General features: G+C 65.0%; 13 protein-coding genes. 5 read left to right on the plus strand and 8 right to left on the minus strand.

Annotation, left to right across the window (positions count from 1 at the left end; all coding sequences use genetic code 11):
* Window positions 1-112: 112 nt before the first annotated feature.
* The 6 genes from pobA to pcaD all read right to left on the minus strand — a co-directional run bounded on the left by pobA (window position 113) and on the right by pcaD (window position 5,013).
* Entirely contained in the window at window positions 113-1,285 is a 1,173-nt protein-coding gene (gene pobA / locus CO731_RS02825) for a 4-hydroxybenzoate 3-monooxygenase (RefSeq protein ID WP_108605866.1), read from the minus strand.
* 89 nt (window positions 1,286-1,374) lie between these two features.
* Window positions 1,375-2,439 carry a 3-carboxy-cis,cis-muconate cycloisomerase gene (locus tag CO731_RS02830; RefSeq protein ID WP_108605867.1) on the minus strand — a complete coding sequence of 355 codons (1,065 nt, stop codon included), beginning with the start codon at window positions 2,437-2,439 and terminating at the stop codon, window positions 1,375-1,377.
* Window positions 2,440-2,443: 4 nt separating this feature from the next.
* Entirely contained in the window at window positions 2,444-3,058 is a 615-nt protein-coding gene (pcaG, locus tag CO731_RS02835; protein WP_108605868.1) for a protocatechuate 3,4-dioxygenase subunit alpha, read from the minus strand.
* Complete coding sequence (gene pcaH, locus CO731_RS02840) at window positions 3,058-3,813, minus strand: protocatechuate 3,4-dioxygenase subunit beta (RefSeq protein WP_108605869.1); 756 nt, start codon at window positions 3,811-3,813, stop codon at window positions 3,058-3,060. The genes pcaG and pcaH overlap by 1 nt, the downstream gene beginning before the upstream one ends.
* The gene (pcaC, locus tag CO731_RS02845) at window positions 3,810-4,208 is read right to left on the minus strand and encodes a 4-carboxymuconolactone decarboxylase (protein WP_108605870.1); all 399 of its coding nucleotides are present in this window, start codon (window positions 4,206-4,208) and stop codon (window positions 3,810-3,812) included. Before pcaC ends, pcaH begins: the two co-directional genes overlap by 4 nt.
* Before the next feature lie 7 nt (window positions 4,209-4,215).
* Window positions 4,216-5,013, minus strand: coding sequence for a 3-oxoadipate enol-lactonase (pcaD, locus tag CO731_RS02850; protein ID WP_108605871.1), 798 nt, complete (start codon window positions 5,011-5,013; stop codon window positions 4,216-4,218).
* A 94-nt stretch (window positions 5,014-5,107) separates the two neighbouring features.
* Here pcaD and pcaQ point away from each other — a divergent pair, with 94 nt between their 5' ends.
* Both pcaQ and CO731_RS02860 read left to right on the plus strand, forming a co-directional pair.
* Window positions 5,108-6,025 (plus strand): pca operon transcription factor PcaQ, encoded by a 918-nt coding sequence (gene pcaQ, locus CO731_RS02855; protein ID WP_108605872.1) that lies wholly within the window; start codon window positions 5,108-5,110, stop codon window positions 6,023-6,025.
* Between the two features lie 68 nt (window positions 6,026-6,093).
* Window positions 6,094-6,846 carry an SDR family oxidoreductase gene (locus CO731_RS02860; protein ID WP_067955447.1) on the plus strand — a complete coding sequence of 251 codons (753 nt, stop codon included), beginning with the start codon at window positions 6,094-6,096 and terminating at the stop codon, window positions 6,844-6,846.
* Window positions 6,847-7,068: 222 nt separating this feature from the next.
* On the opposite strand, the gene CO731_RS02865 is transcribed toward CO731_RS02860, so the two are convergent.
* Complete coding sequence (locus tag CO731_RS02865; protein ID WP_108605873.1) at window positions 7,069-8,439, minus strand: aspartate aminotransferase family protein; 1,371 nt, start codon at window positions 8,437-8,439, stop codon at window positions 7,069-7,071.
* A gap of 192 nt (window positions 8,440-8,631) precedes the next feature.
* On the opposite strand from CO731_RS02865, the gene CO731_RS02870 reads away from it, so the two are divergent.
* The 3 genes from CO731_RS02870 to CO731_RS02880 all read left to right on the plus strand — a co-directional run bounded on the left by CO731_RS02870 (window position 8,632) and on the right by CO731_RS02880 (window position 11,957).
* The gene (locus CO731_RS02870; RefSeq protein ID WP_108605874.1) at window positions 8,632-9,318 is read left to right on the plus strand and encodes a GntR family transcriptional regulator; all 687 of its coding nucleotides are present in this window, start codon (window positions 8,632-8,634) and stop codon (window positions 9,316-9,318) included.
* Window position 9,319: 1 nt separating this feature from the next.
* Window positions 9,320-10,441, plus strand: coding sequence for an NAD(P)/FAD-dependent oxidoreductase (locus CO731_RS02875; protein ID WP_108605875.1), 1,122 nt, complete (start codon window positions 9,320-9,322; stop codon window positions 10,439-10,441).
* An 82-nt stretch (window positions 10,442-10,523) separates the two neighbouring features.
* Window positions 10,524-11,957 carry an NAD-dependent succinate-semialdehyde dehydrogenase gene (locus tag CO731_RS02880; protein WP_108605876.1) on the plus strand — a complete coding sequence of 478 codons (1,434 nt, stop codon included), beginning with the start codon at window positions 10,524-10,526 and terminating at the stop codon, window positions 11,955-11,957.
* Between the two features lie 42 nt (window positions 11,958-11,999).
* Here the strand turns inward: CO731_RS02880 and CO731_RS02885 are convergent, their stop codons facing one another.
* Window positions 12,000-12,464, minus strand: a complete 465-nt coding sequence (locus tag CO731_RS02885) for an Lrp/AsnC family transcriptional regulator (protein WP_108605877.1) — start codon at window positions 12,462-12,464, stop codon at window positions 12,000-12,002.
* Window positions 12,465-12,517: the final 53 nt, after the last annotated feature.

The raw sequence follows: 12,517 nt of genomic DNA on the forward strand, positions 1-12,517 counted from the left end.
CCGGTCTCGGTATGTCCGTAGCCAAGTGTCATGTTCGAAACGGTAATGTAAAATGAAAAGAATCGCGCAATCCATAACCTGAAAGATATGTGACTGGCGCGATTCCCTTGGATCAATAAGGCAGCCCGACATAGTTTTCGGCGAGCGAGGCGGATGCCGCCTGCGAGTGGACGAGATAGTCGAGTTCGGCCTCCTGGATGCGCTGGCCGAAGTCGTCGGTGTCGGGGAAACGGTGCAGCATGGTGGTCATCCACCAGGAGAACCGCACCGCCTTCCAGACGCGCGACAGGGCGCGGGCCGAATAGGCGTCGATGCCTGCCTGCGACCTGTCCTGATAGAATTCGCGCAGGCCCCAGTAGAGGTAACGCACGTCGCTGGCGGCGAGGTTGAGACCCTTGGCGCCGGTGGGCGGCACGATGTGGGCGGCGTCGCCAACGAGGAACATACGGCCGAAGCGCATCGGCTCGGCGACGAAGGAGCGCAGCGGCGCGATCGACTTCTCGAAGGACGGGCCGGTGACGACGCGCGCCGCAGCCTCGGGTGGCAGGCGCCGGCGCAGCTCGTCCCAGAAGCGCTCGTCGCTCCAGTCCTCGACGTGATCATCGAGCGGGCACTGGACATAGTAGCGGCTGCGGTGGGTCGAGCGCATCGAACACAGCGCAAAGCCCCTGGGATGGTTGGCATAGATCAGCTCGTGGTCGGCCGGCGGCACCTCGGCCAGGATGCCGAGCCAGCCGAACGGGTATGCACGCTCATAGGTCCTGATGGAGCCTTTGGGCGCCGATTTGCGGCTGATGCCATGGAAGCCGTCGCAGCCGGCGATGAAATCGCAATCTATGCGGTGGGTAGCGCCATCCTTCTCGTAGGTGACGAAGGGCGTGTCGCTGTCGAACCCCTGCGGCAGCACGTTCTTGGCATCGTAAATCGTGGTCAATCCCGCCGCCTCGCGCTTGTCCATCAGGTCGTGCGTCACCTCGGTCTGACCGTAGACCGTGACGCGCTTGCCGCCGGTGAGTTGGGCAAGGTCGATGCGATGCAGCCGGTTGTCGAAGGCGAGCGAGATGCCCTCGTGCGGCAGGCCTTCGGCATGCATGCGCGCGCCGGCGCCAGCTTCGTCGAGCAGGTCGACCATGCCCTGTTCCAGCACGCCGGCACGGACGCGGCCGAGCACATAGGAGCGATCGACGCGCTCGAGGATGACGTTGTCGATGCCGCTATTGGCGAGCAGTTGCCCGAGCAGGAGCCCGGACGGGCCGGAGCCGATGATGACCACCTGAGTACGCATCTTTTTTCCTTCTACCCGCACCGCCTGCCATCGAGCTGCGGGCCTTCGGCACGCCAAGGTTCAGGCGTTTTGTTGACGGGTGCCGCCAGCTAGTTGCCCGGCCGCGCCCCTATGCTTTCGATCTGGCCGGCGAGTGCCGCCGCCTGCCTGAGCGCCGCCGCCGCCGCCACGGCCATCTGCGGCAGGAGCAGCCATTCCAGCGTCCAAGCCGATCCCGAGCGTTCCTGCTCATGCACCAAAGCGTGGTGCATGCCCGACAGTTGCGTGGCGTTGAAGCGCGCCAGCGTCACCAGCACCTCCGCCGCCACCGGGTTCTGCTTGTGGGGCATCGCAGAGGAGCCGCCGCCTCCGGCGAGCGCAATCTCTGAGCCGTCCTGCGCCATCAGGGCAACGTCCTGGCCGAACTTGCCGAGGCTACCGGTGATGAGCGACAGCAGGCCGGCGAAATCGGCCAACCGGTCGCGCTGGCTGTGCCATTGCGGGGCGTCGTAGAGGCCCAGCTTTTCGGCCTGCGATTTCCGCACGGCGAGCGCCTTGTCGCCAAGCTTTTCCAGCGTACCGGCGGCACCGCCGAACTGGACGACGAGAAGTTCGTGGCGGATCGCAGCCAGCCGCGCGCGGTTGCGTTCGACCGGTTCGCGCCAGGCGCGGACACGGTCGGCGACGGTGATTTCGATCGCCGCCTGCATGCGCGTGCGGCCCATCAGCGGACGGGCACCAAATCTCTTCTCCACCGCCGCCAGCTTTGCGGCCGCCTCGGCGAGCAGCGCATCGAGGCGCTCGACAACCGGCTTGAGACGGAGCACCAGCGCCGTGTCGACGACATCCTGGCTGGTGGCGCCGAAATGGACCTTGTCGCCATGCGGCGCGCCAACTGCCGAACGCAACTGGCGTACCAGTTCGGGCACGACCACGCCATCGCGGGCGACGGCATTCCTGAGAGCCGCAACGTCGGGCTCGAACGAGGCGAGTGCGGCGACAATCGCATCGGCTGCCTCGCGGCCGATCACGCCCTCGCCTGCCTCGGCCTCGGCCAGTGCGCGCTCGAAGGCAAGCATGGCGGCCAGTTCCGCGTCGGCGGAGAACTGGCGCGCAGTCTCCTCGTCGCCGAGAAGGCCGGACAGCAAAGGGTGATCGAAGGGAGACACGGTCATGTGCTCAGACGTCGAAGAACACGGTTTCGTTGTCACCCTGCAGGTGGATGTCGAAGACATAGACATCGTCCTGGCGCGAGGCGATCAGCGTCGGCACACGCGAGCGATGCTCGATGCGGGCCAGCACCGGGTCCTCGGCATTGGCCTGTTCTTCGTCGGCAAAATACATCCGTGTCTGCAGGCCGAGATTGATGCCGCGGGCAACGATCCAGAAGGTGATGTGCGGGGCCATGAGCAGGCCGGGCTTGTAGGGCACACGGCCCGGCTTGATGGTCTCGAACAGACATTCGCCCGAGACCATGTCGGTCGGCATGCGGCCCCAGCCGGTGAAATTGGGATCGGCGGCGCCGCGAATTTCGGTCGGAGAGTTGTAGAGGCCGGCGGCATCGGCCTGCCAGATCTCGATCAGCGCATCCTTGAGGGGCGTGCCGGTGCCGTCGAGCACGCGGGCGCGCACGGTGATGCGCTCGCCCTTGGTCTTGTCGTTGACCATTTCCGTGCCGAGGTCCTTTTCGAAGACGCCGGCGATGCCGCAGAAATTGGGGGTGAGCCCGATATGGACATAGGGCCCGGCGGTCTGCGAGGGGCTTTCCCTAAGCCGGTTCAGCGACTGGACCATCAGTTGCCCTCCAGACGGTTTTCGAACACCGACGAGCGGCGGCCGCGCAGCACGATGTCGAACTTGTAGGCGCACGCATCCATCGGGATGGTCGACTGCATGTCGAGCGCCGCGATCAGCGTCTCGACGGCTGCCCGGTCGGGGATGGTCCTGACGATCGGGCAGAGCCAGATCAGCGGGTCGCCCTCGAAATACATCTGGGTGATCAGCCGCTGGGCAAAGCCATGGCCGAAGACCGAGAAGTGGATGTGGGCGGGGCGCCAGTCGTTGACGCCGTTCGGCCAGGGATAGGGGCCGGGCTTGATCGTACGAAAGGCGTAGGAACCGTCTTCGCCGGTGATGGTGCGGCCGCAGCCGCCGAAATTGGGGTCGAGGGCGGCGATGTAGCCCTCCTTCTTGTGGCGGTAGCGCCCGCCGGCATTGGCCTGCCAGAACTCGAGCAGTACGCCCGGCACGCCCTTGCCGCGCTCGTCGAGCACGCGGCCATAGACGATGATGCGCTCGCCGATGGCGCTCTCGCCCGGCTTGGCGAAATTGTGGATCAGGTCGTTGTCGAGCTCGCCCAGCATGCCGTGGCCGAAGACCGGGCCGGTGATCTCGGAAATGGTGGTGTCGAGCGACAGCAGCGCCTTCTGCGGAGAACGCAGGACCGAGGTCTTGTAGCCAGGCGTGTAGGCCGGCGGATGCCAGGAGCGGTCGCGCTGGAAGAAGGCGCCGATCTCGGGCTGGCGGTTCGGCTTGGGGTCAATGCTCATCGGCCCGCATCCATTTCGGCAAAGACCTGCTTGGCGATCTTGATGGCGCGGTTGGCCGCCGGCACGCCGGCATAGATCGCGACATGGAGGAAGGTTTCGCAGATGTCCTCGCGCGACGCCCCGGTGTTGGCGGTGGCGCGCACATGCATCGCCACCTCCTCGTCATGGCCCAGGGCTGCCAGCAGTGCCAGCGTCACCATCGAGCGCTCGCGCTTGGTCCAGGTCGGGCGCGCCCAGACCGTGCCCCAGGCGGCTTCGGTGATCAGTTCCTGGAACGGCCGGTCGAAATCGGTGGAGGCCGTTTCGGCGCGGTCGACATGGGCATCGCCGAGTACCGAGCGTCGGACGGCGAGACCCTGGCGATACCTGGTCGAGGCTGGCGCCGATGCGTTCATTGTCAAATCACTCCAGTGGAAGGCGGGCGATGAAGCGCCTGATGAGGGCGACGAGTTCGTCCGGCTTTTCGACGCAAGGGATATGGCCGGCGCCGTCGATGATCTTGAAGCGCGAGCCGGGAATGAGATCAGCCATCGAGCGCACCAGTGCAGGCGGCGTCGAGCCGTCCTGGTCGCCGACGACGCAAAGCGTGGGCACGGCAATCGCCTTGGCCGCCTCGGTGTAGTCGGCGTCGCGCAAGGCGGCACAGGTGCCGGTGTAACCGGCGAGCGGCTGGCGCGACAGCATGTTGCGGTAGCCAACGAGGTCAGGCTGGCGCTGCTCGTGAAACTCGGGCGTGAACCACAGCTTCATCACGCCATCGGCGATCGAGGCGATGCCGTCCTGTTCGACGGCGGCGATGCGCGTGTTCCAGCTGTCGTTGGTGCCGATCTTGTGGGCGGTGTCGCAGAGGACAAGCGCGCGGACGAGATCGGGGCGCCTGGCATAGAGGCCCTGCGCGATCAGCCCGCCGACCGACAGGCCACAAACGATGGCGTTCTTGACGTTAAGATGATCGAGCAGGCCGGCAAGATCGCCGACATGGTCGTCCATCGAATAAGGAGCCGTCCCCGTGTCCGAAAGACCATGGCCGCGCTTGTCGTAGGTGACGATGGGAAAGTCGCCGGCAAGGCGGACGATGACGTCGCGCCAGATGCGGAAATCGGTGCCCAGCGAATTGGCAAACACCAGGACCGGCTTGTCTGCAGGCCCGCCGATGAGCTGGTGGTGCAGCGTGACGCCGCCGATGTCTGTGAATTGCACTCGATTTCTCCTCTAGAAGACAGTGGATGAGATGTTTGGTTTGGTAAAATGATATTTTGTGGCCTTCTCTTAACTCCTGGGTTATGAAAAGCCCATGATCGAAAGCCGTGTCAGGTTCCGCCACCTCCAGACATTCCTAGAAGTCGCGCGCCAGAAAAGCGTGGTCAAGGCGGCCGGGCTGCTGAACGTCAGCCAACCGGCGGTGACCAAGACGATCCGCGAACTGGAGGAAGCGCTCGGCGTCAGCGTGTTCGAGCGCGACGGCCGCGGCATCAAGATCACGCGCTCGGGCGAAGTGTTCATGCAGCATGCCGGCATGGCGATCACCGCGCTGCGCCAGGGCATCGATTCGGTCGCCAATGCACGGGCAGAGGGCGGGCCGCCGATCCGCATCGGCGCGCTGCCAACCGTTTCGGCGCACATCATGCCGCGGGCGATGAGCCTTTTCCTCGGCGAGGACACGGGCGCCACGATCAAGATCGTGACCGGCGAGAACGCGGTGCTGCTGGAGCAGCTCAGGCTCGGCGAGCTCGACCTCGTGGTCGGCCGCCTGGCCGCGCCCGAGAAGATGACCGGCTTCTTCTTCGAGCACCTCTATTCCGAGCAGGTGGTATTCGTGGTGCGCGCCGGCCATCCGCTGCTCAAGGGCGACACCGACGTGTTCGAGCGGTTGGGCGAGTTCCCGCTGCTGATGCCGACACGCGGCTCGATCATCCGGCCCTTCGTCGAGCGCTTCTTCATCACCAATGGCGTCGCCTCGATCCCGACCGAGATCGAGACCGTGTCGGACTCGTTCGGCCGCGCCTTCGTGCGCCAGAGCGATGCCGTTTGGATCATCTCGCATGGCGTGGTCAGCGACGAGATCAAGGCCGGTACGCTGAAGATGCTGCCGGTGGACACCACGGAGACACGCGGCCCGGTGGGGCTGACCATGCGCACCGACACGCAGCCTTCAGCGGCATTTTCGATCCTGCTCAAGACGATCCGCGAAGCTGCCGCCGAGCGCGGCTGAGAGCCGCGCCCCCTCGCAATGGCGAGATGCATTCGCTACATACGCTGTAAGCTTGAAATGAGGATGCGATGGCCGAGAAAACCGAAGGGCGAAAGACGATCGTTTTGACCGGAGCCAGCCGCGGCATCGGCCATGCGACTGTGAAGCGCTTTTCGCGCGAAGGCTGGCGCGTCATCACCTGCTCGCGCCAGGCATTTTCCGACGACTGCCCATGGCCCGCCGGTCCGGACGACCACATCAAGGTCGACCTTGCCGACCAGGGCGACGTCGGCAGCGCCGTTTCGGAAATCCGCCAACGGCTGGAAAAAGAAGGCGGCCTGCTGCACGCGCTGGTCAACAATGCCGGCATCTCGCCCAAGCACAAGGGTGGCGGCCGCATGAACTCGATCGACACGCCGATGCATGTCTGGCGCGACGTGTTCCAGGTCAATTTCCTGGCGCCGATCATGCTGGCGCGCGGCCTGTTCAAGGAACTGGCCGCTGCCAAGGGTTCGGTGGTCAACGTGACCTCGATCGCCGGAACGCGCGTCCACCCCTTTGCCGGCACCGCCTATGCAACGTCGAAGGCCGCGCTCGGCGCGCTGACGCGCGAAATGGCCGCCGACTTCGGCCCGCACGGCATCCGCGTCAACGCGATCGCGCCCGGCGAAATCGACACTGCGATCCTGTCGCCGGGCACGGACAAGATCGTCGAGACGATCCCGATGCGACGCCTCGGCCTGACCTCAGAGGTTGCCGACATCATCTACTTCCTGTGCTCGGGCCAGGCATCCTACGTCACCGGCTCCGAGATCCACATCAACGGCGGCCAGCACGTGTGAAGCGATTCGTCCTTCTCCCCTTGTGGGGTGAGAAGTGGTGGCCGCAGGCCAGGAAAAGCCAACGATTTGGCTTTTCCAACGACGCACGCCCGGTGCCTTGGCGGAGGGCCGGGTGGTGCCCCAGCTTCCCTTCTCGCCTTGTGGGAGAAGGGAAGGCGCCATCGCCAAACGAAAAAGCCCGCCATTTGGCGGGCTTTTTGCTGATGACAGAGGTACCGTCGGTCAGGCCTTGACCTGTTTCGCCGCCTCGTCGAGCGACTTTTCGACCGCGTCGAAGATGTCGTCGACCTGCTTGTCGTTGATGATCAGCGGCGGGCAGAAGGCCAGCGCGTCGCCCATGTTGCGGGAGATGACGCCGTTCTGCTGCAAAATGCCGTTGACCAGGCCGCCGAGCGCGCCGGCAGCGCCCCAGGGAGCCTTGGTCGCCTTGTCGGCAACGAGTTCCATGGCGCCAATGAGGGCGATGCCGCGCACCTCGCCGACGAGGTCGTGCGAGGCTATGCGTGCCAGGCGCTTCTGCATGTGCGCGCCGACCTCGCGGGCGTTGGCGACAAGATTGCGCTCCTCGATGATGGCGATGTTTTCGAGTGCCACGGCTGCCGCCACCGGGTGGCCGCCGGCGGTGAAGCCGTGGCCAAAGGTGCCGATGCGGTTGCTCTCGTCGGCCAGCGGCTCGAACACCTTGTCGTTGATCAGCATCGCCGAGATCGGCAGGTAAGATGACGAGATCTGCTTGGACATGACTATGATGTCCGGCTTCATCGCATAAGTCTCGGTGCCGAACATGTTGCCCGTACGGCCGAAGCCGCAGATGACCTCGTCGGCAACGAGCAGGATGTCGTATTTCTGCAGAACGGCCTGGATCTTCTCCCAGTAGCCGGCCGGCGGCACGACGACGCCGCCAGCACCCATGACCGGCTCGCCGAAGAAGGCGGCGATGGTCTCGGGGCCTTCGGCCAGGATCAGCTTTTCGAGATCGTCGGCCAGTCGGGTCGAGAACTGTTGTTCGGTTTCGCCGGGCAGCGCTTCGCGCCAGTGGTGCGGCGACGAGGTATGCAGCACATTGGCGATCGGCAGGTCGAAGGACAGGTGGTTGTTGGGCAGGCCGGTGAGGCTGGCCGAGGCGATGGTGACGCCATGATAGGCGCGCTTGCGGCTAATGATCTTCTTGCGCTGGGGCTGGCCGAGCGCATTCGAGCGGAACCAGATCATCTTCATGGCCGTGTCATTGGCCTCGGATCCGGAATTGGTGAAGAACGCCTTGCTCATCGGCACCGGCGCCATGGTGACCAGCTTCTCTGAGAGGTCGACCAGCGGCGAATGCCCCTTGTGGGTGAAGTTGTGGTAGAAGGGCAGCTTGGCCATCTGCCTGGTTGCGGCATCGACCAGACGCTGCTCGGAGAAGCCGACGCCGACACTCCACAGGCCGGACATCGCTTCGATATAGCGCTTGCCCGAGATGTCCTCGACATAAATGCCGTCACCCTTTTCGATGATCAGCGGACCGACTTCCTGATGCCGGCGGGCATTGGTGTAGGCGTGCATGTGGTATTTCTTGTCGCGCGCCTCGGGCGAATTGGGCTGGGTGTCCATGACGGTTCCTTTGTTCGGTCCTGAGCCGCACCGGCGGCGATCCGCATGCAAGAACGATCCGGCCTGGCTGCGACCGCACTTGCAAAATCCGTGTTTTGCTGTTTGATGCATCATGTTTTTCCGACCGCAGACTGTCAAGGGCCAGCGCGCGCCCGCAGGCAGGCCAAGACAGGTCGACAGGATCAAGGATCGATGAACGAGAGTTTCGGCTTGCAGGCGGTGGAACACGACAATCTCGGCGAGATCGTCTACGGCCAGCTGTCGGACGCGCTGATCAAGGGTCGCTTCGCGCCTGACGCGCGGCTGACCATCCGCGATCTCGCGCAGTCCCTCGGCACCAGCGTGACACCGGTGCGCGACGCGATCCTCAGACTGATCCAGGACGAGGCGCTGGTGCAGAAATCGGCGCGCGAGGTGCGCGTGCCGGTGATGACGCTGGAACGCTATCTCGAGATACGCCAGATCAGGATGAATCTCGAAGGGCTGGCCGCCCGCGAGGCGGCGCTGAAGGCCGAGGCCAGGGACATGGCGCGGCTGCGCGATCTCATCGACCGCAATGAACAGGCGATCGCGGACGAGGACTGGGCCGGCGCGCTCGAACTCAACCAGACCTTTCATTTCGCCCTTGCCCAGATCGCCAACATGACGGTGCTGCGCGGCATACTGGGCCGGCTGTGGCTGCAGATGGGGCCGATGATCGCCGCGTCCTACCAGCATGGCGGCCGGGCCATGATCGACCAACACCATGTCATACTCGCCGCCATCGAAGCCCGCGATGCCGACAGGGCCGAACGCGCCATCGTCGACGACATCAGGGGCGCAAGCTCGGTCATCATCGAGCAACTGAGCGCGCTGAAACCGGCCGGGGACGCTGCCTGACATGGACAGCGTCGACTGCATCGTCGCCGGCGCCGGCGTCATCGGCCTGGCTGTTGCCCGCGAGCTGGCGCGCCGCGGCATGGAGACGATCATTGTCGAGGCGGCGAATGCCATCGGCACCGAGACCAGCTCGCGCAACTCCGAGGTGATCCACGCCGGCATCTACTATCCGCAAGGCAGCCTGAAGGCGAAGCTGTGCGTCGCCGGCCGCGACAGGCTCTATGCCTATGCCGCCGAGCGCAACATTCCGCACAAACGCTGCGGCAAGCTGATAGCTGCGACGCTGCCCGGGCAGGAGGCGACGCTTGCCGGGATCATCGACAAGGCACGGGCCTGCGGCGTCGACGACCTGGTCATGCTGAGTGCCGGCGAGGCGCAGGCGCTGGAACCTTCGCTGAATTGCGTGGCGGCCGTGCTGTCGCCCTCGACAGGCATCGTCGACAGCCATGCGCTGATGCTGTCGCTGCTCGGCGATGCCGAGGAACATGGCGCCTATCTCAGCCTCAACACCGAAATCGTGTCGGGGCGGATCGAGGCGGACCGGTTCGTGCTGCAAACGCGCGACGCCACGACCGGCAACGGCTTCGAGATCGCGGCGCGGCATCTTATCAATGCCGCCGGGCTCGGCGCCAACAGTCTGGCCGCCTCGCTCGAAGGGCTCGACCCGCAATTCGTGCCGGAACTCAAGCTGGCGCGCGGCAGCTATTTTTCGGTTACCGGAAAGCCGGCCTTCTCCCGACTGATCTACCCGGTGCCCGAGCCGGGCGGGCTCGGCGTGCACCTGACGCTCGACCTCAATGGCGGCATGCGCTTCGGCCCCGACGTCGAGTGGATCGAGACGAAAGATTACGCGGTCGACCCGTGCCGAGCCGACCATTTCTATGGCGAGATCCGACGGTACTGGCCGGACCTGGCCGACGGCAGCCTGAGCCCGACCTATAGCGGCATCCGCCCCAAGCTCTCGGGGCCGGGCGAGCCGGCGTCCGATTTCGTCATCCAGGGTCCCGAGGCCCATGGGGTCAAGAACCTCGTCAACCTGTTTGGCATCGAAAGCCCGGGGCTGACCTCGTCATTGGCGATCGCCGAACTGGTGGCACAAAGAATTATGCCACCCTATGTCTAGCGCAACCACCCGATTACGCGTTTAGGCCAGCGTCGACGCAAGCCTGAGCCCGCCCCTCACGAACGACCAGCAAGGACACGCAATGTACCCTGACGTTAAACTGTTCATCGACGGCAAATGGACGGCCGCTGAAGGCGGCAACACCATCGACGTCTACAATCCCGCTACCAACGAGGTGATCGGCAAGGTGGCTTCGGCCGGCAAGGGCGACCTCGACCGGGCGCTTGCCGCGGCCGAGCGCGGCTTCAAGGCGTGGCGCAAGGTCTCGCCGTTCGACCGCGCCAAGGTGCTGCGCCGCGCCGCCGAACTGATGCGCGAGCGTGTCGACCAGATCGCCACGCTGATGACGCAGGAACAGGGCAAGCCCATCGGCGAAGCCAGGATGGAAATCCTGTCGTCGGCCGACCTGTTCGACTGGTTCGCCGAAGAGGGCCGCCGCACCTATGGCCGCGTCATCCCGGCTCGCGCGCCCGGTGTCCAGCAGCTCGTCGTCAAGGAGCCGGTGGGCCCGGTGGCGGCGTTCACGCCGTGGAACTTCCCGGTGTCGCAGGCGGTGCGCAAGATCGGCGCGGCACTCGCCACCGGCTGTTCGATCATCGTCAAGCCGCCGGAAGAGACGCCGGCGTCGCCGGCATGCCTGGCCGACGTGTTCAAGGACGCCGGCCTGCCCGACGGCGTACTCAACCTCGTCTACGGCAATCCGCCGGAGATCTCGAGCTACCTCGTGCCGCATCCGATCATCCGCAAGGTGTCGTTCACCGGCTCGGTGCCGGTCGGCAAGCATCTCGCAGCCCTTGCCGGCACGCATATGAAGCGGGCGACGATGGAACTGGGCGGCCATGCCCCGGCGATGGTGTTCGACGATGCCGACATCGACGCGGCAGCGGCAATCCTGGCCGGCTCGAAGTTCCGCAACGCCGGCCAGGTCTGCGTGTCGCCGACGCGCTTCCTGATCCAGGAGGGCTCGCATGACCGCTTCCTCGGCAAGTTCGTCGAGCATGTGCGCGCGGTGAAGGTCGGCGACGGCCTGGCCGAAGGCACCCGCATGGGCCCGCTGGTCAACGAACGCCGCCTCGAGGCGGTCGAGAAGCTGATCAACGAAGCGGTGAGCGACGGCGCCAGGATCGAGACTGGCGGCAAGCGCATCGGCAACAAGGGCTCCTATTTCGAGCCGACCGTGCTTTCGGGCGTCCGCCCCGACATGCGCATCATGAACGAGGAACCGTTCGGCCCCGTGGCGCTGGTGATGCCGTTCAAGACGTTCGAGGATGTCGTCGCCGAAGCCAACCGCCTGCCCTACGGGCTTGCGGCCTATGCCTTCACCAAGTCGAACAAGACGGTGACGGACCTCGGCTCCGAGATCGAAACCGGCATGCTGACCATCAACCATCTCGGCCTCGCCCTGCCCGAAACGCCGTTCGGCGGCATCAAGGACAGCGGCTACGGCTCGGAAGGCGGCTCGGAGGCGCTGGAGGCCTACCTGGTCACCAAGTTCCTGACCCAGGCAGCCGTCTGAGACTGACAACAAACCCGGCGTCGCAAGCGGCGCCGGGTTTTCTTACGACGCCTTCGGCCGTTTCGACTGCAGGATGTTGCGGATCGAAAAGCTGGAGTGGATGCGGGCGAGCCCCGGCAACGCCGACAGGATTTCCTTGTGCACGCGTTCGAAGTCGCCGGCACTGGCCACCTCGACGCGCAGGAAATAGTCGGAGTCGCCCGTCATCAGGTAGCACTCCTTGATCTCGGGGTAGCGCCGCACCGCAAGCTCGAAGCGATTGAAATAGTCCTCGGTCTGCCGCTCAAGCGTGATCTGGACGATGACGGCGATGCCCTCGTCGGCGGCAGCATTGCCGATGATCGCGGTGTAGCCGCGGATCACGCCTTCCTGTTCCAGCAGTTGCACGCGCCTGAGACAGGCGGACGGCGACAGGCCAACCTCTTCCGCCAGCCTGGCATTGCTGATGCGCGCATTTGCACGCAGGGCGCGGATGATGTTGCGGTCGATGGCATCCAGGGACGGCATCGCATTTCCTCCCAAACAGGCGAGAATAATTGCAGCAATCTCGTCTTGTTCGC

It is taken from the genome of Aminobacter sp. MSH1 (assembly GCF_003071665.1).
GTDB classification, from domain to species: Bacteria; Pseudomonadota; Alphaproteobacteria; order Rhizobiales; family Rhizobiaceae; genus Aminobacter; species Aminobacter niigataensis.

Bases quoted from the DNA above. Each gene is read 5' to 3' on its own strand.
- pobA (WP_108605866.1), bottom strand. From the start codon at position 1,285: ATGCGTACTCAGGTGGTCATCATCGGCTCCGGCCCGTCCGGGCTCCTG.
- CO731_RS02830 (WP_108605867.1), bottom strand. From the start codon at position 2,439: ATGACCGTGTCTCCCTTCGATCACCCTTTGCTGTCCGGCCTTCTCGGC.
- pcaG (WP_108605868.1), bottom strand. From the start codon at position 3,058: ATGGTCCAGTCGCTGAACCGGCTTAGGGAAAGCCCCTCGCAGACCGCC.
- pcaH (WP_108605869.1), bottom strand. From the start codon at position 3,813: ATGAGCATTGACCCCAAGCCGAACCGCCAGCCCGAGATCGGCGCCTTC.
- pcaC (WP_108605870.1), bottom strand. From the start codon at position 4,208: ATGAACGCATCGGCGCCAGCCTCGACCAGGTATCGCCAGGGTCTCGCC.
- pcaQ (WP_108605872.1), top strand. From the start codon at position 5,108: ATGATCGAAAGCCGTGTCAGGTTCCGCCACCTCCAGACATTCCTAGAA.
- CO731_RS02860 (WP_067955447.1), top strand. From the start codon at position 6,094: ATGGCCGAGAAAACCGAAGGGCGAAAGACGATCGTTTTGACCGGAGCC.
- CO731_RS02865 (WP_108605873.1), bottom strand. From the start codon at position 8,439: ATGGACACCCAGCCCAATTCGCCCGAGGCGCGCGACAAGAAATACCAC.
- CO731_RS02870 (WP_108605874.1), top strand. From the start codon at position 8,632: ATGAACGAGAGTTTCGGCTTGCAGGCGGTGGAACACGACAATCTCGGC.
- CO731_RS02875 (WP_108605875.1), top strand. From the start codon at position 9,320: ATGGACAGCGTCGACTGCATCGTCGCCGGCGCCGGCGTCATCGGCCTG.
- CO731_RS02880 (WP_108605876.1), top strand. From the start codon at position 10,524: ATGTACCCTGACGTTAAACTGTTCATCGACGGCAAATGGACGGCCGCT.
- CO731_RS02885 (WP_108605877.1), bottom strand. From the start codon at position 12,464: ATGCCGTCCCTGGATGCCATCGACCGCAACATCATCCGCGCCCTGCGT.